Source organism: Exiguobacterium sp. QJM3NY_9 (assembly GCF_056173545.1).
On the sequence record NZ_CM149679.1, the window covers coordinates 2,998,162 to 3,018,038 of the forward strand.

Sequence of the window (19,877 nt, forward strand, 5' to 3'; positions counted from 1 at the left end):
TATGCTAAATTCAATCGGAGTCATCGGCCTTGGTGTCATGGGACGCAACATCGCCATGAACATGGCGAGCCATGATGAAAACGTCGCTATCTATAACTACACGCCAGACTTAACGGAACAACTCGTCGCAAACCGCGAAGGGTTACCGCTTCATCCGTACTATGACGTCGAAGCCTTCGTCCGCTCACTCGAGCGTCCACGCAAGATTTTCGTCATGGTCACGGCGGGAAGTGCCATCGATTCCGTCATCGATTCGCTTATCCCGCACCTTGAGACGGGCGATATCATCATGGACGGTGGGAACTCCCACTTCCTCGATACGGAACGTCGCTTCGACCAACTAAACGAGCATGGCATCGAGTACATCGGTGTCGGTGTCTCGGGTGGTGAAGTCGGAGCCCGGACCGGTCCTGCCATCATGCCGGGCGGAACAAAAGAAGCGTACGATCAAGTTGCGCCGATTTTGACAAAAATTGCAGCACAAGTGAACGGCGACCCATGTTGTGTCTACATCGGACCTAAAGGGGCCGGACACTTCGTCAAGATGGTCCATAACGGAATCGAGTACGCTGACATGCAGTTGATTGCAGAAGCTTACAGTTTCCTCCGTGTCCGTCTCGGACTCGATGTCGAAGAAATTGCGGACATCTTCTCCTCATGGAACGACGGCGAGTTAAAAAGTTATCTGATTGAAATCACGGCTGAGATTTTACGGAAAAAAGATGACGAGACGGGTCTTCCCTTGATCGACGTCATTCTCGATCAAGCCGGTCAAAAAGGAACGGGCAAATGGACGAGCTTGCAGTCCATTGATAATGGGATCGCTTCCTCTATCATTACGGAGGCCCTCTTCGCCCGTTATCTTTCTGCCGTCAAAGAAGAACGTGTCGCTGCCGCCTCTGTCCTCGGTGGACCGGAAGCCCGTGCAGCGCTCGACAAGGACGTCTGGATTGAACGTATCCGCCAAGCACTCTACATGGGTAAGATTGCGGCTTACGCACAAGGCTTCACCCAGTACCGCACTTCATCCGAACTGTATGACTGGAACTTACGTCTTGAAGAGATCGCCTTGATTTTCCGTGGCGGCTGTATCATCCGCGCCGAGTTCCTCAATGTCATCAGCGAGGCGTTCGCAACGGACGCATCACTCGACAACTTGATGCTCGCGCCGTACTTCGCAGACAAGGTACAGGCGTATCAAACGTCGCTCCGACAAGTCGTCGCAGAAGGTGCACTTACAGGTCTCGCGTCACCGTGTCTCAGCACGTCACTGACGTATTACGACAGTTACCGGACAGCGAATTCAAATGCCAACATCCTGCAAGCACAACGTGATTATTTCGGAGCCCATACGTATGCCCGGACCGATCGCGAAGGAATGTTCCATACTGAGTGGCAATGACTTATACAGCTCTATCTCCCTGTTTCATTCAGGGAGATAGAGCTCTTTTTTTGTTCACAATTCATTTCTTAAAATAAGAATTTACAGGTTATACCTTGACAAAATAGACGCTTTATATGAAATTAGTATTAGATTAGAATTATTCTAGTGTGATAAGTACAGTTATTTTTAACGACTAGAACAGATTCTTAAATAGAACCCAACAGGAGGATTTTTATCATGTCTTTAATCGGAAGTGAAGTAAAACCATTTAGTGCATCAGCATTCCACAACGGAGAGTTCGTCGATCTTACAGACGCTAACCTTCGTGGAAAATGGAGTGTCGTTTGTTTCTACCCAGCAGACTTTACATTCGTTTGCCCGACTGAGCTCGAAGATCTTCAAAACCAATACGCAGCACTCAAAGCGCTTGACGTTGAAGTGTACTCCGTTTCAACAGATACGCACTTTACACATAAAGCTTGGCACGAAACTTCAGAAACAATCGGTAAAATCGAGTACGTCATGATTGGTGACCCGTCACACGTCATCTCACGTAACTTCGAAGTCTTAAACGAACAAGATGGACTTGCTGATCGCGGAACGTTCATCATCGATCCGGACGGCGTCATCCAGACTGTTGAAATCAACGCGGGTGGAATCGGCCGTGATGCAAGTACACTCGTCAACAAAATTAAAGCAGCACAATACGTGCGCAACAACCCAGGTGAAGTTTGCCCGGCGAAATGGGAAGAGGGTTCTGCAACACTCACACCTAGCCTTGACCTTGTAGGGAAAATTTAAGGAGCGGATTTGAGATGGCTTTAGCAGCAGATATTAAAGCACAACTCGCTCAATACCTCGATTTGTTAGAAGGAGACATCGTCCTCACCGTCAGCGCCGGGACGGACTCCGTCTCACTCGAGATGAGCGAACTCGTCGAAGAAATCGCGAGTATGTCACCACGCATCAGCATCGAACAGGCGACGCTTGCCCGGACACCGAGCTTCAGCGTTAACCGCGCTGGTGAAGTAAGTGGAATTACGTTCGCAGGAATTCCGCTCGGTCACGAGTTCACGTCACTCGTCTTGGCTTTGCTCCAAGTCAGTGGTCGTGCGCCGAAGATTGATGCGCCTGTCATCGAACAAATCAAAGGCATCAAAGAGACGTATCACTTCGAATCGTACATCAGCCTCAGCTGTCACAACTGTCCGGATGTCGTCCAAGCCTTGAACGTCATGAGCGTCCTCAACCCGAACATCAGTCACACGATGATTGACGGTGGAGCGTTCAAAGAAGAAGTCGAGCAAAAAGAAATCATGGCGGTCCCGACCGTTTTCGTCAACGGCGAAGCATTCGGGAACGGACGGATGTCACTCGAAGAGATTTTGGCGAAGCTCGGTACGGGTACAGATGCAGCCGATTTTGCTGACAAAGATCCGTACGACGTCCTTGTCGTCGGTGGTGGTCCTGCCGGTTCAAGTGCCGCGATTTACGCAGCACGTAAAGGCATCCGGACTGGGATCGTCGCAGAACGTTTCGGTGGGCAAGTCATGGATACGATGAGCATCGAGAACTTCATCAGCATGAAGTACACGGAAGGTCCGAAACTCGTCGCGAGTCTTGAAGAGCACGTCAAGGAGTATGGCATCGATGTCATGAACCTACAACGGGCTACTCGCCTCGAGAAAAAAGACCTCGTTGAGCTGGAACTTGAGAATGGTGCGGTCCTCAAAACGAAAACGTTGATTTTGTCGACAGGTGCACGCTGGCGTAACGTCGGTGTCCCAGGCGAACTTGAGTTTAAGAACAAAGGTGTCGCGTACTGCCCACACTGTGATGGTCCACTCTTCGAAGGAAAACGCGTTGCGGTCATCGGCGGCGGTAATTCCGGTGTCGAAGCGGCCATCGACCTCGCAGGTCTCGTCAAACACGTCACGGTCCTTGAGTTCGCACCTGAACTGAAGGCAGATGCGGTTTTACAGCAACGTCTCGCAAGTCTTCCGAACGTCACGGTCGTCGCAAACGCCCAGACGAAGGAAATCACGGGGACGGATAAAGTAAACGGCATCACGTATGTCGAGCGTGAAACAGGCGTTGAACAACACGTTGAGCTGGAAGGCGTCTTCGTCCAAATCGGTCTCGTGCCGAACACGGACTGGCTCGGTGATACGGTGGAACGCAACAAATTCGGTGAAATCCTCGTCGACCGTCATGGTGCGACGAATGTCCCTGGTGTGTTCGCAGCAGGTGACTGTACCGACAGTGTGTATAAACAAATCATCATCTCGATGGGCTCAGGCGCGACAGCTGCACTTGGTGCCTTCGATCATATGATTCGCAATTAATCGTTTAAACGTCTTGCTTCGGCAAGGCGTTTTTTGATTGCAAAATCTAGTATGAACAGAAGCTCCATCAACTAAAGAGGATTTTTCCCGTGCTTTTCTCGGGCGAGGCGCAAGCCGCGGCTTTTACGACCAACAGGTCTTAAAGCCGGGTCTCACCTGCCTCTGACAGCGTGTAAACACGCTTTTCCCGTAGAAGTCACGGGAACTCCTCTTTTACGTCTATACTTTCGTTAGTAAAGATTAAGATTCAAACTGACCCCTATAAATTGTTCGATATTGACACTTTTAGCTAGTCCAGTATTTTGATAGATTTAAGCTATTCAAAATCTATCATAAAGAAGGTCTGACTCATGCAAAACGCAACACCGTATTCAAGCACTCGTACCCGGCAACTCGTCATCACGTCGATGTCGATTGCACTTGTTCTTGTCGCAACAATGTTCATCAATATCAAATTGCCAATCGCAACGAACGGTGGACTGATCCATATGGGAACAGCCATGTTATTCCTGATTGCGATTTTATTCGGTCCACGTACAGCACTTATTGCCGGCGCCGTCGGAATGGGATTATTTGATATTTTGATGGGCTATACGATTTGGGCCCCTGGTACCATTATCGCTCGTGGACTTCAAGGATTGATCGTTGGTTACATCGCTTGGTCCGGTGGTCGAAAAGGAACGAATGTCGCATTCAATTTGATCGGGATGCTCGCTTCGGTTCCTGTCATGGTGGCTGTTTACTTTGTTCACGAAGGAATTGCCTTTAGCAGCTGGGTCGCTCCATTCGGTTCAATCACGGGGAACCTCATTCAGAATGTAGTCGGAATTCTTGTTGCGATTCCGGTCGGTATCGCTTTGAAGAAAACACGTTACTTCCGCCAACGCGGATAATCGACAGCAAAAGCCCTGTCTCCTAACACATTAGGAAACAGGGCTTTTTCATTTGTCGTTTTTAATGACTCGGTTGTGCGGCTGTTAATTTAAGTGTCTCGGTCGTTTCCGCATGGATTTCGTCAAACAGATCGGGGTGTGCAACAAGCGATGTTTCGTATGACGGAATCATCTCCTTGATTTTAGCTGTCCAACCGTCGATTTGATCCGGGAAACATTTTTCGAGCACTTCGAGCATGACCGGTACAGCGGTCGAAGCTCCCGGTGACGCACCGAGTAAGGCCGCGACGGACCCATCCGCCGCACTGACAACTTCCGTTCCGAACTGGAGCGTCCCTTTTCCTTGTGGTGTATCTTTGATGACCTGAACGCGTTGTCCCGCGACGACGACATCCCAGTCTTCAGTTTTTGCGTTCGGAATGAATTCACGTAGCTCGTTCATCCGTTGTTCTGTCGAAAGCAGCACTTGTTCAATCAAATATTTCGTTAAGCCCATTTCTTTTGCTCCGGCAGCAAGCATCGTCAAGACATTGTTCGGTTTGACGGACGCGAGCAGGTCGAGATTCGAACCGGTCTTAAGGAATTTCGGTGAGAACCCGGCAAACGGTCCGAATAACAGTGATTTCTGCCCGTCGATGTATCGTGTATCCAAATGCGGGACCGACATCGGAGGTGCTCCGACTTTCGCTTTCCCGTACACTTTTGCATGGTGACGTTCCGCGATGTCCGGATTTTTACAGACGAGGAACAGACCGCTGACCGGGAATCCGCCGATTTGTTTTGATTCGGGAATCCCTGTTTTTTGGAGCAATGGCAGACTGCCGCCACCGCCGCCGATAAAGAGGAACTTCGCCGTATGATGTTCAATCCGGTTGTCCTGTTCGTTTTTGACTTTGACTTCCCAGCCGCCGTCGACTCGTTTCAAGTCTTCGACGCCGTGCCCATAATTGATTTCAACGCCCTGTCCTGCGAGGTGCGTGAATAAAATCCGTGTCAGCGCACCGAAGTTGACGTCTGTCCCCGAATCAATTTTTGTTGCAGCGATTGGTTCCGGTGACGTCCGCCCTTCCATGATGAGCGGAATCCATTGCTTCAGCTGCTCCGGATCATCGGAAAATTCCATCCCTTTAAAGAGTGGATTCGCTGATAGCGCTTCCAATCGTTTTTTCAGAAACTCGACGTTTTCCGCTCCTTCGACCATACTCATATGCGGAATCGGCATGATGAATTCTTCCGGATTCGGTAAGACGTTTTCTTTGACGAGATGCGACCAAAACTGGCGTGACAGTTGGAATTGTTCATTTACTTTCACGGCTTTACTGATATCGATCGTTCCATCTGCATTCTCTGTCGTATAGTTGAGCTCACATAACGCGGCATGACCCGTGCCCGCATTGTTCCACTCATTCGAACTTTCTTCCCCTGCGCTCGGTAACTTCTCGAACACTTTAATTGTCATGTCAGGCGCGAGCTCCTTCAATAAGACCCCTAGCGTCGCACTCATGACTCCTGCACCAATCAATATTACGTCTGTTTGTTTAGGCATACTGCTCATGATATCCTTCCTATCCCCGTTGATATTATGGACCTGCCATGAAAAATAGAGCGCTCTCATGACGACAACTTACCTTTCCATTATAACCCTATCACAGGTCGTTCATATATTAAAATATTGGGTGTTTGTCCCTAAAAAAATCTTCCGAATCGCTGCAACGAAAAAGAAAGGCGCCTCTCTTCCTATATAGAAGAAAAGCGCCTCATTTTTACGCACTATGCCGTTCTGCTTTTTGATGCTTTTTCATCCGCAACTGATACAGGACAAACAATCCGATAAACCAAACCGGTGTCAGGAGTAAAGCCGGACGGGTTTCATCTGCGACGAGCATGACGACGAGGATCAGTCCGAACAATCCGAGGACGAGGTAGTTGACGAACGGTGTCCACGGTGCCTTGAACGTTGACGCCGCATGCAGTTCCGGTTGTGTTTTCTTATATTTCAAGTGACAGACGAGAATTACACCCCAGACCCAGATGAAACAGATCGCACTGATTGTCGTGACGATGCTGAAGGCTTGTCCCGGGATCAATTTACTGAGTAACGCTCCGCCCGATACGACGAGTGTCGAGACAAACAAAGCATTCGCCGGGACATGGTTTTTGTTGAGCTTCGAAAAATTAGCCGGTGCCTGTTTTTGATTTCCGAGATTATAGAGAATCCGGCTTGTCGAGAACATCCCGCTGTTACAGGCGGAGGCAGCAGACGTCAAGACAACGAAGTTGATGACGCCGGCAGCAAGCGGGATTCCAATCAAGCTGAACGTTTTGACGAACGGACTTTCCGTCGCATTTAGTCCCGTCCACGGATTGATCATCAGGAGAACCAGTAACGCCCCGACGTAGAAGAACAGAATCCGTAACGGAATCTTGTTGATGGCAGATGGAATGTTCTTTTTCGGATCGGCTGTTTCCGCTGCTGAGACCCCGATTAATTCAACTCCGACATAGGCAAAGACGACCATCTGGAAGGACAACAGGAAGCCGGTCACACCGTTCGGGAACATCCCGCCGTGTTGCCATAAATTACTGACGGTTACAGGACCTGAATCGGTTTGGAAACCGATGATCAGTAAGACGATCCCGACACCAATTAAACCTAAAATCGTAATGACCTTAATCAAGGCGAACCAAAATTCAAGTTCCCCAAACAGTTTGACTGTCAGTAAATTAAAGCCGAGTAAAATCAGGAGCGAGATCACAGCCGGAATCCACTGCGGAATATCGAACCAGTATTTCACGTACACGCCGACCGCAATGACGTCCGCCATCGCCGTCATGATCCAGCAGAACCAATACGTCCAGCCGGTCACGAACGCGGCACGTGGACCGAGATAATCTTCTGCGATATCCGTTAATGATCCGTATCCGGCTTTTGACAATAACAATTCTCCCAGTGCCCGCATGACGAAGAAAATCGCAATCCCGACGAGTAAATACGCAAAGACGATCGATGGTCCCGCGAGTTGAATCGCTTTCCCAGATCCTAAAAACAATCCTGTCCCAATCGTTCCCCCAATCGCAATCAACTGGACGTGCCGATTCGATAAATCCCGTTTCAATCCTTCTTGTTGTTCCAAACCTGAACTCCTCCTTGAATGCTTTCTCTAGTTCCCCCGGTCGGACTGTTCTGTCAGTCCAACAAAAAAAAGAGACTGGACGGGTGTCCAATCTCAAAAAAATCATCAGAATAGCAAATAATCATCCCTTGACTGGCGACGCCAATTCAAAGAATCAAGATTTAGTACTCTTCTGTCCTTTTGCCTGAGATTGTGAACCCTTCGGCGCCGTATATACGGTCTCTCCAGAAGCTGCTCCTGCCATAGTGTGACCCATGACAATCATAGCTTTCTCTTTTATTCGGTTGCTGAGGTGACATAATCACCTGAATTGTTTTTAATACTAGTAATCTTATGATTGTTTGTCAACCGTTTTATAAAATTTTTCATTTCTTCTTTCATAGACTGAAACAGGGATCGATGTTGATTTTCTAGAAGAAGTAAATCATTACAGTCGAATTAGGAGGATTATCATGAAAAAAATTTACTTGATCCGCCACTGCGAAGCATCCGGACAAGAACCGGACGCTCCGTTGACGGAGAACGGCCATAGACAAGCTAAAGAATTGGTTTCTTTTTTTGAATCCCGTTCCGTCGATCGTATCTTATCAAGCCCTTTTCGCCGAGCAATTGAATCAATCGAAGCTGTTGCTTTTCAGACAAATTGTCCCATTGAAATCCAAGATGACTTGCGTGAACGCGTTCTAAGTCGTCAACCACTGACCGATTGGCAGGAGCATCTCCAAAGAACGTTTACTGATTTTGATTATGCGTGTCCGGGCGGAGAAACGAGTGCAGAAGCGACGCGGCGAATCCAAAATATCATGAATGACGTTTGGTCTCACTCTGCTGAGACGAGTGTTCTTGTCACACATGGCAATCTGCTTGCACTATACCTCCACTCACTCGATGTCTCTTTTGGTTTTGAACAAGGACAACAACTTCGCAATCCCGATGTATTTCTCGTGACAGAAGTTGACGATGCTCTCGTTTTCGACCAGTTAGATCTCTTCTGATTCCACTGATTGGTTGTACCGACCGTAACGTTCGAGTTCAAAAACGGTTTTCTCGAAATCGAGTAAGCCGTTTTCTTGAAGTTGTAAATAATTTTCGCGATAGGCAATCGTCATATTTTTACCCGTACTTATCCTTTTAGGTCTTTTTAAGTCCAACTCATACTCAAAAGAGTCTTTTAATAGGCTAGACATACACGTGTCACGATAGGCTTTGACGTCATCGTTTGTTTTCGCTTCAATCTTCGCACGCAATACCGTTTCTTCCAGTTGCCAGTAATGATTTTGTCGCTCATTTCCCTTCCACCAAAACCCCCAAAATCCACCTCTTGCGTTTGCTACGTAACCCCACTTCCCATCAAGCATGTCTTGTAAATCACGATAAAACCCTTGCCAGGAGAATGTTGTCCATTCCGCGACCGGAAGCGTTTTATACGAATTGATCTCATCGTCCAGCCGCTTCAGATGTTGAAGATAGTCTGCTAAAATCGCATTCTTCGGAAGCTTCCAATCATCATGTTCTAAAATCTTAATCATTTCTTGGCGTGTGAACAGTTGATAACCTGCTTTATGAATACTCCGATGATTTGACTGCTCGACAATTTTGTAATAAATCGGCAAAGGGATACAGTCTCGTGTTACGACATTCGTTTTTACTTCTTCCAAGTAACGTTCGAGTTGTCCGGAATGTTCTGAAGTGAATGTTTTATCTTCAATTAAGATTGCATATTTTTCATTAATAATGGCTAATATATCTAATCCTTTAAATTGACGAATGATGCGGACTTGATGAATGGTTTCTTCTAAGGAACGGTTATGTAGTGAAAACACTTTATGAATAAACCGTGTCGCAACACGATGTAACTCCTGATCGACTGAATGCAGATCCGCTTCCCCCCACTTCAGCAACCAACATAAAAAAGCATCTTGTGACAGTTCGCTCGTGGCGTAATCAAATAAATTAGGCTTCATCAATAGAGACCCTCCTTTTCCTTTTATTAATTATATCCAATAAATGGATTAAACGACTACAGTATTAATTCATTCTTTTAACGAATGAATTAAGTTTATATTCATGCCATTTACTTATAGTTCTTATAAGATATATCTATTTTACTTCCCCTTCGAACTCGACTACATTTAACGAATTGATAACAAAGTGAAGTAGTTCGAATCCCTGTCTCTACAGGGAATTGTCTTAAGAAAAGAAGGGGTACATTATGTCTACACAAGCAAGTCACGCACGAAAAGGGTATTTGATGATGGCTGTTCTCTGGTTCGCGTATGCGACGTTCGCCATGAACTGGGTCGCCGGTTCCTCATTAACCCCGCAAATCACGGCTCATTTTTTCGGAGACCGGACCGTTGATCCATTGATTTCGCAACTCGTCAACTACTCAATCACGACAGCACGTGTCTTCGCGAACATCCTGGCGGCACTCATCTTGATGAAACTGGGACCGAAAAAAGCACCGATGCTCGCCCTGTTGTTTCTGATGATGGCGATCGTCGCCATTTATCTGCCGAACTACTGGGCCTATACGGCAGCACGAATGGTCATGGGTCTCGGCGGTTCGATGGTCATCGTCTACATGAATCCGGTCGTCACCCGCTACATCAGTGATCCGACGGAAAAACTGCGAATCAATGCGCTCAATACCGTCTCGTATAACGTTGGTGCGTTCGTTGTTTCATTACTGTTTACGTTTTTTGCGACCCAGTTCACGAACAACTGGCAACTGACATTGACGATTTTTGCTGCGTTGACAGCCGTCCTGTTCCTTGCCTGGTTGATGTTCAGTGAAGAATTCGACTTAAATGCAGCAAGCGATCAAAACGAAGCCGTGACAGCTTACGGCTACCGCGATGCGATCAAAGACAGCTTCTTATGGAAGTATGCGATTGCATTCGGCGGTTTCCTGACGCTCTACATTTTGTCACTCGTCGGTCTCAAACCGGTGTTCGATACGTACACCGAACTGAACGGATCACTCGTCAACCTGCTCGTCTCCGGTGCCGGCATCATCGGGACCTTTGTTGGTCTGAAAATCGGCAGTCGCGGAACACCGCGAAAACCGATTCTCCTGACCAGCGGACTCATCATGATTGGCAGTTTCATCGTCACGGTTGCGTTCGGCAACATCTCGCCACTCGTTTCGTACATCTTTGCCTTCATTTCCGGTTTTGCGATGTACATCCAGTATCCGATTTTCATGAACTTGGCACATGAGATGAAAGGGATGACACCACAAAAAATCACCGTCCTCTTCGGTCTGTTTTGGGCAATCGCTTATGCGACACAGACGATTTTCACCATCATTTGGAGCTATGCCCTCGGTCATATGGGCTATACCGTCTCGATGGTCGTCTTTTTCGTCAGCTGTTCGACTTATCTGCTGTTCAGCTTCTTCTTACCTGAAACAAAACCGAAGCAGACGCAACCCGCTTCGAAAAAAACGGCGTAACATTGCAAAAACCCATCATGTTTCCTAACAGAAATACGATGGGTTTTTAGTTACAATAACGCGTATGATGTGATGTTGCCGCGTTGCTTACGTAACGCGAACAATGTCGAAACCAACCCTTCATGATACGGAATGAACGTCCCTGCTTGAATCCGGGCGATGATTTCCTCCTCCGTCGCCCAGGCGACAGCTTGCACTTCTTCCTGTTGCAGGACGAGTGATGTTAAATCAACATCCCTTTCGATTAAGTAGATGTCATCAAATCCCTCGTCAAAATGTGACGTCAAATGCGGGCGCATGTCCTCAAAATCATAGCGCAGGCCAATCTCTTCAAACAGCTCCCGTGCTGCCGCCTGCTGGCTCGTGTCTCCCGCGACCGCACTTCCCCCGACGGTCAAGTCCCATAAGTTGGACCAGCCCTCTTTGAAAGATTGCCGTTGCTGAATCAACATTTCGCCGCTTGAGTTAAACAGACAGACGTGCACGACTAGATGATAATCGCCGTCTTGTAACTTCTTTCCCCGTGTCCATGTCCGTCCTGTTTTCTCGCGGTCCGCGGTATAGATATCCCATTGTTCCATTTACTTCTTCCCCCCTGCCCAATTGTCCGCAAACAGCGTCGAGACCGTTTTGTCTGCTTTCGCCCGGTCGAGTCCGAGCACGACACTTAAAAACAGTGTCTCCGCCGTCTCGTCGAACAGTGTCAGTTCGTACTGTTTGCTGAGACGAACCCACCGTCTTTTGCCTTGCCCGATTTTGTTTCCTTGATACGTGACACTAAACGTCATCGTCGCCCAGTTGATGTCGATCTGCAGGTCCCGGCTGTCAATCCTGTAATCCGCAAACATCAAAAACCCGGTTTTTTGAATGGTCGCAACGACACGTCCGTCCACTTCCACAAGGATATGCGGCAGCATGCTGAACGTCTGTTTCGTCACGCGGCCGACCTCGGCTGTTTCTTGCACGAGTTGCCAGTTTTTCTGCATTTGCAACAACTGCCCGGTCACTTCATGCGTGACGTGTCCGGCTTCATCTTCAATCGTAAAACGACGGTTCAAATCCATCGTCTGGTTCATCAAAAGTGCTTTCATCGGTTCCTCCCTGAGTTCGGTTTATGAACTTGCCTCTTCGTCCTCTTTGACACAGTCAATTGCGACGACCAGCGCAATCAACACCTTCTCGACATCAGGATCAAAGACTTGAATCTCGTAACTGTCACCAAACGTGAACCATTTTTTCTCGACGCTTCCGACGACTTCACCATGACGTTTGATTTGAAAATCCATGTCCCACCAATCGCCGTCGATTTCTAAATCTGCCGCGTCAATCGTGTAACGGTCTTTAAAGAATGTAAATGATTTTTCGATCGTCAGTGTTTCGCCATCGACCTCAACAAAAAATTTCGGCAACAGGCTGAATACTTTCTTCGTGATGACGGCGACTTCTTCCCCGTCGACGCTCGAAATCGAAAAGGTCTTCGGAATCTGCATGAAGCTTCCTTCGACGAGATAGACATCCTGTTCCTGCTGATCTTGAATCGAAAAACGTCCCCGTAAACTGAATACTTTCTGTTTCATGTAAAGTGTGTGCATGGCTCTTCATCCTTTCGAAATTCAGAAGTTTTACTACTTTACGCATCGTTCCAGCATTTAGTTTCAACACAATACGAATATTTCACATAGTTAGTTAGGTTTGTTAGCGTCTCGTGAGTGGTATCGGATTAAGACTACAGTTCGCTTAGGAGGTCCACTCATGTCCATCCATACCGTCATCTTGATTACCTTACTTCTGCTCGTTGCGCTCGTCTTCATCGTCCCGCTTATTGTCGTTCTCTACTTATGGGCGACCGATTCACGTCAAAAAGAACATGCCGTCCTCCGAAATTTTCCCGTCCTCGGTAAAATGCGTTATATCTTAGAAAAGATGGGTCCGGAACTTCGGCAATACCTGTTCTTGAACAACAATGAAGGGAAACCATTTTCCCGAAACGATTACAAATCAGCCGTCATCGCCGGTAAATACAATTCACGGATTCTCGGTTTTGGATCAGAACGTGACTTCGATGAAGCCGGTTTTTATATCCAGAATGCCCTCTTTCCGACGAACCGCGATGAACTCCGGGTCGCGAACGATAACAAAGTCCCGACCTACTTATATGAACTCGATCAAGATAATTTATTCACCCGGAAAGAACATCTCGTCGAAAAACAAGTCGCGCCCTTTTTATTACGGGACGACGACGCCCCGATCATCGGTGAAGCGACGTGCCGCCAGCCGTTTCAAGTCCGCGGACTGATTGGGCAATCAGCGATGAGCTTCGGTGCACTTGGAGACCGGGCAATCACTGCGCTGTCGATTGGCCTCGGACGTGCCCAAGGCGCCTGGATGAACACGGGCGAAGGTGGTCTGTCCGACCACCATTTAAAAGGCGACGTCGATATCATCTGCCAAATCGGGCCTGGACTGTTTGGCGTCCGGACGGAAGACGGTGACTTTTCATTCGAAGAATTTGAACAGAAAAGTCGAATTCCTCAAGTCAAAGCATTTGAATTAAAACTTGCCCAAGGTGCAAAAACGCGTGGCGGTCACCTCGAAGGTGAAAAGGTCACACCGGAGATCGCCAAAGTCCGGAAAGTCAAAGCCGGTGTCGGCATCGATAGTCCGAACCGCTTTAATGAGTTCAAGACGAACGCCGAGATGCTAACGTTCGTCGAGAAGTTACGCGACATCGGCGGGAAGCCGGTCGGTATCAAAATCGTCGTCGGGAAAGTCGATGATATCAAGGATCTCGTCGCCTATATGGCGGACTCCGGCAAACATCCCGATTTCATTACGATTGACGGCGGCGAAGGCGGGACCGGAGCGTCGTTCCAGGAGCTCGCCGACGCGGCGGGTCTTCCAATCAAATCGGCCCTCCCTTATGTCCATCAGCTCCTCGTCGCATACGGGATTCGCGACCGGATCAAACTGTTTGCGTCCGGTAAGTTGATCAGTGCTGATAAGATTGCCGTCGCCTTAGGGCTCGGTGCTGATTTCGTCAACATCGCCCGCGGCCTGATGTTCAACGTCGGTTGCATTCAGGCGCAAGTCTGTCACACAAACCATTGTCCGGTCGGTGTCGCGACGACGGATCCGAAACTGCAAAAAGCCCTCATCGTCGACGAGAAGAGCTTCCGGGTGACGAACTACATCATCTCGCTTCGGGAAGGTCTCTATAATCTGACGGCAGCGGCCGGACTTGAAAGCCCGACGCAGCTGACGGCTGAACACATCATCTACAAGGACCAAAATGGTCATGTCACGAAAGCAACGGCGCTGAACTACAATCCATTGAAATGATCGACGCATGCAAGCAGCTGACTCCTACAATCTGTGGAGTCAGCTGCTTGCACTTTTTCCGCAATACGCTTAAAGTATATAGTTGATGAAATTTTAATTGTGCAAAACGAATTACCTTAAGGAAAGGGTTTTATATACGATGAAAAACAACTTTTGGCAGGACCTGCCACGACCATTTTTTGTACTTGCACCAATGGAAGATGTCACCGACGTCGTCTTCCGTCACGTCGTCGCGAAAGCAGCGCGGCCGGATGTCTTCTTCACTGAATTTACGAATACGGAGAGTTACTGTCATCCGAAAGGCAAACAGAGTGTCCGCGGACGCCTCGAGTTCACGGAAGATGAACAGCCGATGGTCGCCCACATTTGGGGCGACAAACCGGAATATTTCCGTGAGATGAGTATCGGGATGGCGGAAATGGGCTTTAAGGGCATCGACATCAACATGGGCTGTCCGGTCCAGAACGTCGCCGTCAACGGAAAAGGATCAGGCTTGATCAACCGTCCCGACGTTGCGGCTGAACTGATCCAAGCAGCGAAAGCCGGCGGTCTGCCTGTCAGCGTCAAGACGCGTCTCGGCTATTCGAAAGTCGAGGAGTGGCACGACTGGTTACGCCACATTCTCGAGCAGGACATCGCCAATCTGTCGATTCACCTGCGGACGCGTAAAGAAATGAGTGCCGTCCCGGCGCACTTCGAACTGATTCCGGAAATCAAGAAGCTCCGCGATGAAGTGGCACCGCAAACGCTCTTGACGATTAACGGGGACATCAACGACCGGCAGCACGGTCTGGAACTCGTCGAGCAGTACGGTGTCGACGGTGTCATGATCGGCCGCGGGATTTTCCATAATCCGTTTGCGTTCGAAGTCGAAAAGAAAGAGCACTCGAGCGAAGAGTTACTGGGACTGTTACGTTTGCAACTCGACCTGCATGATCAGTATTCAACGGAATTCGAACCCCGTCTCTTCAAACCGCTCCGCCGGTTCTTCAAGATTTATGTCCGCGGTTTCCGCGGGGCGAGCGAATTGCGTGCCCGTTTGATGGAGACGAATTCAACGGACGACGTCCGGGCGCTGCTCGACGAGTTCGTCGAACAGGAAGGCATTCACGCCGTCAATTCGTTTTCGATTTAAGAAAAAAATAGAGTACCAAAAGAGAGAAGCGGATTTAACATCGCTTCTCTCTTTTTTCATGCACATTTTTTAATTTTCTATGATGTGATTATCCGTTTTTCATATGGAACGATTCCGTTAACGTAAAGGTGATGTTTTTCAGTTCAAGCCCACCGAGCGCAAAGTAGAGCTTAAAGTAGTTGTGCGGATTAAAGACGAAGACGTCTTTCGTCTGCGTCACCCATTCGCCGTTTGTCCCGTTGAACGTAAACGTCGCGACCGGCATGTTGTTCGCAAACAACGTCACCGGCATCTGCGCGAGTTCCCCCGCGTACGACCGGGCTTCGAACGTGACGTGATACATGCCCGTTTCTTCTGCCGTCACGGCAAAGACGTGACTGCTTCCGGTCGACGTATCGAGTTCATCAAACACAATCGGAACACCACTCTGAAGTTGCTGGTGCGTCACCGCCTGTTCGTGCAGATCATCCGTTACTTCCGGTAATCCGGTGACATCGACCGTCGCTTCCTGACCAAGCGTTCGCTCCATGACCGGTGACCGGAGGATGAACTGACAGATGTTCGCCGCACTCCGTAACAACTCCGCCCGTGTCAACGTCCCGTCTGCAAGCGACGACAACGTATCATCCTCAAACGGATTCGCCCCCGGTTCCCCGACGACCATGTAGAGATCGTTTTGCGAACGGACCATCGTCGCCGTCTGTTGCCGGTTGGCGTCCGTTCCTTCGGCATTAATTTTCGCCCACCAGTCGGTCATGACGACACCGTCAAAGCCCCACTCGTCCCGGAGAATCCGTGTGTTCTGATCATAGAGTCCTGCGGTCCAGAGACCATTGACGGCACCATACGTCGTCATGATCGCATACGCCTGTCCGCGTTTGACGGCATGTTCGAAACCTTTGAGATAAATCTCACGTAGTGCCCGTTCCGAGACGATCGAGTCCAGGTCGTGACGGTGGAACTCCTGGTTGTTGGCACTTAAGTGTTTGAGTGTTCCCGTCACACCGACCCGGTGCATGCCGTCCAGTTCAGCGACCGCCATCATCCCCGTCAGGTGCGGATCTTCCGAGAAGTACTCGAAGTTTCGGCCGTTGAGCGGATGACGGTGAATGTTCATGCCCGGTCCGAGCAAGGTATCGACGCCGTTTTTCCGAAGTTCAAGACCTGTCATCTCAAATAAGTCAGCCACGAGCTCGACGTTAAAGGTCGAGGCGACAAGCGTCCCGTTCGGAAGTGAAAAGGCTCTTGTTCCGATATCCATCCGGATGCCAGACGGACCGTCGGCACAGCAGGCTGCCGGGATCCCGAACGCCGTCAGCCGGTCGGTCACGCCGCCAAACGCCGCCGCTGTTCCCGGTGTGACACGCGGTGAATTCATCCCTTCACCGCGGACGATCGCGGCGAGATCCTCATCCGTTAACTGATCGAGGAACATGTCGAGTGATGTCTTGCCTTCTGAGACGTCCTGCAATGTCAGCCCTTGATCGTCCGAATAGGTCCGCTTTGCCGGACGTTCCGCTAAGCGGCGGGCTTCCGGATCAACCGTCCGCAATGGTGTCGCTTCGTACGACACGTCGTAACCGCTCTCCGTCTGTTTCGGCTTCAAGCGGTCGAATGCCGTGACCGGTGCCATGTTTTCGCTTAACGTCTCGATCACCTGTAACTGCCCAATCGTTTGCGTCGCCACGTGCGTCGCCGTCCGGACGTCTGTTCCGACGTACAGATGATACGCTCCCGCTTCGATGACGTAAGACGATTTATGACCGGTCAGACCGGAGTCATCATAACTTGCGTATTCCGTCAGCGGAACCGTTAAAGTCAGCGTTTCACTTTGACCCGCTTCAAGGAGTTGGGTCTTCGCGAACGTCACAAGTCCGCGCGACGGATTACCGAGCTTCCCTTGTGGTTTCTCAAGATAGACCTGGACAACTTCTTTTCCGCTGTGCGCCCCCGTATTCGTGACGGTGACGGTTAACGTCACCTGTTGCTCCGTCATGTCGACTGTCTCCGTCGCGACGTCAAACGTCGTGTACGATAAGCCGAAGCCGAACGGATAGAGGACGTCGTCTTTCGCAAACGTCTCGAAGTAGCGGTATCCGACATAGATGTCTTCCTTATAAATCGCCCGGTCTTCATGACCGAAGTACGGTGTTGACGGGTACGCCTCAAGTGAGCGGACAATCGTATCCGGCAGTTTCCCGGACGGTGTGACTTCTCCCGTCAAGAGATCGACCAACGCGTTTCCACCTTCCATCCCGCCTTGCCAACCGTACAGAATCGCACTCGGATCAAAATCAAGCGCCCACTGCATGTCGATGACATTCCCGACGTTCAGCAAGACAACCGTCTTCGGGAAGGCCTGCGAGACTTTTTCAATCAAGGTCAACTCGACGTCCGTCAGCAGGTAACTGCCCGGATTCGCCGTATTATCGCGGTCTTCCCCTGCCGTTCGTCCGATCATGATGATCGCGACGTCCGATTGCGACGCTGCCGCAGCGACGATTTCATCCGTAACCGGCATTTCTTCCTGCGACCACGGTTCCGCCGCCCAGCCTTCGCCTTTATCAAACGGATGATCCTGAAGCCAAGCTTCGTAGACGTCGAGCAATGACTGGTTCACGCTCAAATCTGGATGGTGTTGCATCGCTTCCAGCGGACTGACTACATGTGAGACATTGACCATCCCGCCTGATCCCGTTCCGCTCTTATAGTAGTTGAACTGATTGCGTCCGAAAACGGAAACCGTCGTCCCCGCAGCAAGCGGTAACGTCTGCAAGTCATTTTTTAACAGGACCGCGCCTTCTGCGACCGTCTTCCGGGCAAGTTTCGTATAAGCGTTCCAATCCAATGTATATGTCGTCATCTGCTCATCCCCTCATTTCCTGTTGGTTGAATAAATTTTGTTTTGAGACCGTTCGCGATTTCCGTGATGCAGTCTTCTGCTTGCGGGTATTGCCCAAGTTTTTCAATGAAGGCATGATCCATGCCGTTGTACTGAATCCGTTTTGTTTTCACACCGGCCCGTGCGAGTTTCCGTCCGTACGCTTCGCCTTCAAGACGAAGGTAATCGTACTCCGCCGTGATGAGTAATGCTTCCGGTAATCCTGCCAGCTTGTCACTGAAGAGTGGTGACACGTGCGGATCCTGTACGTCCGTCGTCCCTTGCAAATACAAGCGGTTCAACAAGCCATCCGTGTCTTCAAGGGCTGTGACGATTCCTTCAAGTAACTCACGATTTTCGTTCATCTCGTACGCGTCAAGACGCCACTCGAAGTCGTCCGTCGGCAAGGCGGCAAGATTGACGACCGGATAGAGCAGGACTTGGTACTGGATCATCTGTGTCTGTTGCTCACGGTCGAGTAGCGCACAGACGGTCGCTAAGTTTCCTCCGGCACTGTCGCCGGCGACAGCCAGCTGCTCGCGGTTGATGCCGAGCTGATGCGCCTGTTCGTACGCCCATTTGACGGCCGTAAAACAGTCGTTCAGACCGCTCGGGAAAGGATGTTCCGGTGCGAGCCGGTAATCAATCGAAATGACGACGACGTGCGCCCGTTCTGCCAACAACTTACACGGGTGCTCGACCGGCTCAAGTGTCCCGCCGAAAAAGCCGCCGCCGTGGAAATAGACAACCGCCGGTAACGGTTCCGTCGACCGGGGACGATAGATTCGTGCCGGAATCGGTTGCTCGGCACTCGGTATTGTGATGTCTTCCGTCGTGATGTCTGTCGTCGTCAGGTCGGTATTGACCCAGCCCATCCCGGCCCGTGCCGCTTCGAGTGAAAACGGACCTGCCGGTGAACTGTTTTGTTGCTGCTGCATCATGACTTCCAAAACCCGTGGATCGAGCACACCTTTTTCTTGACGGTCCGGCACCGATTTGGTGACAACTTCGACACCTGTCTGTCGTACACCCGTCGTTTCTGTCGCTAGTTTCTGAACAAGGTTGCTGTAATCGCTCATACATCTTCCTCCTGCAACTGGATTTTTTATCATGTTTATAAGAGAAACATCATTTGTAAAAATAAGTATCGAAACCGCTTTCGTAAATCTCCAAAAAATTTTCGGTATCTCCTTTATCAATAAAAAGATACCGCTTACAAAACCAATCATACGCATCTTTATCGGATTAATCAATCATTCTGGATGATTCCAAAAAAGCCACTCATCTTTCGCGTGCTTCCCTTATCGGA

The 19,877-nt window shown here is 49.5% G+C and carries 16 protein-coding genes and 1 riboswitch; of the genes, 8 read left to right on the plus strand and 8 right to left on the minus strand.

Annotated elements, in window-relative coordinates; translation table 11 throughout:
- Window position 1: 1 nt before the first annotated feature.
- The 4 genes from gnd (at window position 2) to AC0VYQ_RS15270 (ending at window position 4,622) form a co-directional block, all read left to right on the plus strand.
- The gene (gene gnd / locus AC0VYQ_RS15255) at window positions 2-1,402 is read left to right on the plus strand and encodes a decarboxylating NADP(+)-dependent phosphogluconate dehydrogenase (protein WP_475403941.1); all 1,401 of its coding nucleotides are present in this window, start codon (window positions 2-4) and stop codon (window positions 1,400-1,402) included.
- Between the two features lie 219 nt (window positions 1,403-1,621).
- Entirely contained in the window at window positions 1,622-2,185 is a 564-nt protein-coding gene (ahpC, locus tag AC0VYQ_RS15260; RefSeq protein ID WP_028105377.1) for an alkyl hydroperoxide reductase subunit C, read from the plus strand.
- Window positions 2,186-2,199: 14 nt separating this feature from the next.
- Window positions 2,200-3,729, plus strand: coding sequence for an alkyl hydroperoxide reductase subunit F (ahpF, locus tag AC0VYQ_RS15265; RefSeq protein ID WP_475403942.1), 1,530 nt, complete (start codon window positions 2,200-2,202; stop codon window positions 3,727-3,729).
- Between the two features lie 350 nt (window positions 3,730-4,079).
- Window positions 4,080-4,622, plus strand: a complete 543-nt coding sequence (locus tag AC0VYQ_RS15270; protein ID WP_475403943.1) for an ECF transporter S component — start codon at window positions 4,080-4,082, stop codon at window positions 4,620-4,622.
- A 61-nt stretch (window positions 4,623-4,683) separates the two neighbouring features.
- Here the strand turns inward: AC0VYQ_RS15270 and AC0VYQ_RS15275 are convergent, their stop codons facing one another.
- Both AC0VYQ_RS15275 and AC0VYQ_RS15280 read right to left on the minus strand, forming a co-directional pair.
- Complete coding sequence (locus AC0VYQ_RS15275; protein ID WP_475403944.1) at window positions 4,684-6,177, minus strand: malate:quinone oxidoreductase; 1,494 nt, start codon at window positions 6,175-6,177, stop codon at window positions 4,684-4,686.
- A 208-nt stretch (window positions 6,178-6,385) separates the two neighbouring features.
- Window positions 6,386-7,756 carry an amino acid permease gene (locus AC0VYQ_RS15280; RefSeq protein ID WP_475403945.1) on the minus strand — a complete coding sequence of 457 codons (1,371 nt, stop codon included), beginning with the start codon at window positions 7,754-7,756 and terminating at the stop codon, window positions 6,386-6,388.
- A 162-nt stretch (window positions 7,757-7,918) separates the two neighbouring features.
- Window positions 7,919-7,994, minus strand: a riboswitch (glycine riboswitch).
- A gap of 214 nt (window positions 7,995-8,208) precedes the next feature.
- Here AC0VYQ_RS15280 and AC0VYQ_RS15285 point away from each other — a divergent pair.
- Entirely contained in the window at window positions 8,209-8,751 is a 543-nt protein-coding gene (locus tag AC0VYQ_RS15285; protein ID WP_475403946.1) for a histidine phosphatase family protein, read from the plus strand.
- Here AC0VYQ_RS15285 and AC0VYQ_RS15290 read toward each other — a convergent pair.
- On the minus strand, window positions 8,737-9,720 hold the full coding sequence (locus AC0VYQ_RS15290) for a PD-(D/E)XK nuclease family protein (protein WP_475403947.1): 984 nt from the start codon (window positions 9,718-9,720) through the stop codon (window positions 8,737-8,739). The genes AC0VYQ_RS15285 and AC0VYQ_RS15290 overlap by 15 nt on opposite strands.
- 248 nt (window positions 9,721-9,968) lie before the next feature.
- Between AC0VYQ_RS15290 and AC0VYQ_RS15295 the strand changes: the two genes are divergently transcribed.
- Window positions 9,969-11,213, plus strand: coding sequence for an MFS transporter (locus tag AC0VYQ_RS15295; protein WP_475403948.1), 1,245 nt, complete (start codon window positions 9,969-9,971; stop codon window positions 11,211-11,213).
- Between the two features lie 50 nt (window positions 11,214-11,263).
- Here the strand turns inward: AC0VYQ_RS15295 and AC0VYQ_RS15300 are convergent, their stop codons facing one another.
- Genes AC0VYQ_RS15300 through AC0VYQ_RS15310 form a run of 3 tightly spaced genes read right to left on the minus strand, consistent with a single transcriptional unit; the run spans window position 11,264 to window position 12,805 of the window.
- Entirely contained in the window at window positions 11,264-11,794 is a 531-nt protein-coding gene (locus AC0VYQ_RS15300; RefSeq protein ID WP_475403949.1) for an NUDIX hydrolase, read from the minus strand.
- A complete protein-coding gene (locus AC0VYQ_RS15305; RefSeq protein WP_214846177.1) occupies window positions 11,795-12,304 on the minus strand; it encodes an LURP-one-related/scramblase family protein in 510 nt (169 codons plus the stop codon).
- A 21-nt stretch (window positions 12,305-12,325) separates the two neighbouring features.
- Entirely contained in the window at window positions 12,326-12,805 is a 480-nt protein-coding gene (locus tag AC0VYQ_RS15310; RefSeq protein WP_214770286.1) for an LURP-one-related/scramblase family protein, read from the minus strand.
- Window positions 12,806-12,965: 160 nt separating this feature from the next.
- Between AC0VYQ_RS15310 and AC0VYQ_RS15315 the strand changes: the two genes are divergently transcribed.
- Together AC0VYQ_RS15315 and AC0VYQ_RS15320 are read left to right on the plus strand one after the other, a co-directional pair.
- Entirely contained in the window at window positions 12,966-14,552 is a 1,587-nt protein-coding gene (locus AC0VYQ_RS15315) for an FMN-binding glutamate synthase family protein (protein ID WP_475403950.1), read from the plus strand.
- Window positions 14,553-14,691: 139 nt separating this feature from the next.
- Complete coding sequence (locus tag AC0VYQ_RS15320; protein ID WP_475403951.1) at window positions 14,692-15,687, plus strand: tRNA dihydrouridine synthase; 996 nt, start codon at window positions 14,692-14,694, stop codon at window positions 15,685-15,687.
- 88 nt (window positions 15,688-15,775) lie between these two features.
- Here the strand turns inward: AC0VYQ_RS15320 and AC0VYQ_RS15325 are convergent, their stop codons facing one another.
- Together AC0VYQ_RS15325 and AC0VYQ_RS15330 are read right to left on the minus strand one after the other, a co-directional pair.
- On the minus strand, window positions 15,776-18,550 hold the full coding sequence (locus AC0VYQ_RS15325) for a glycoside hydrolase family 3 protein (RefSeq protein ID WP_475403952.1): 2,775 nt from the start codon (window positions 18,548-18,550) through the stop codon (window positions 15,776-15,778).
- Window positions 18,547-19,647: an alpha/beta hydrolase gene (locus AC0VYQ_RS15330; RefSeq protein ID WP_475403953.1), complete on the minus strand. Its 1,101-nt coding sequence runs from the start codon at window positions 19,645-19,647 to the stop codon at window positions 18,547-18,549. Before AC0VYQ_RS15330 ends, AC0VYQ_RS15325 begins: the two co-directional genes overlap by 4 nt.
- Window positions 19,648-19,877: the final 230 nt, after the last annotated feature.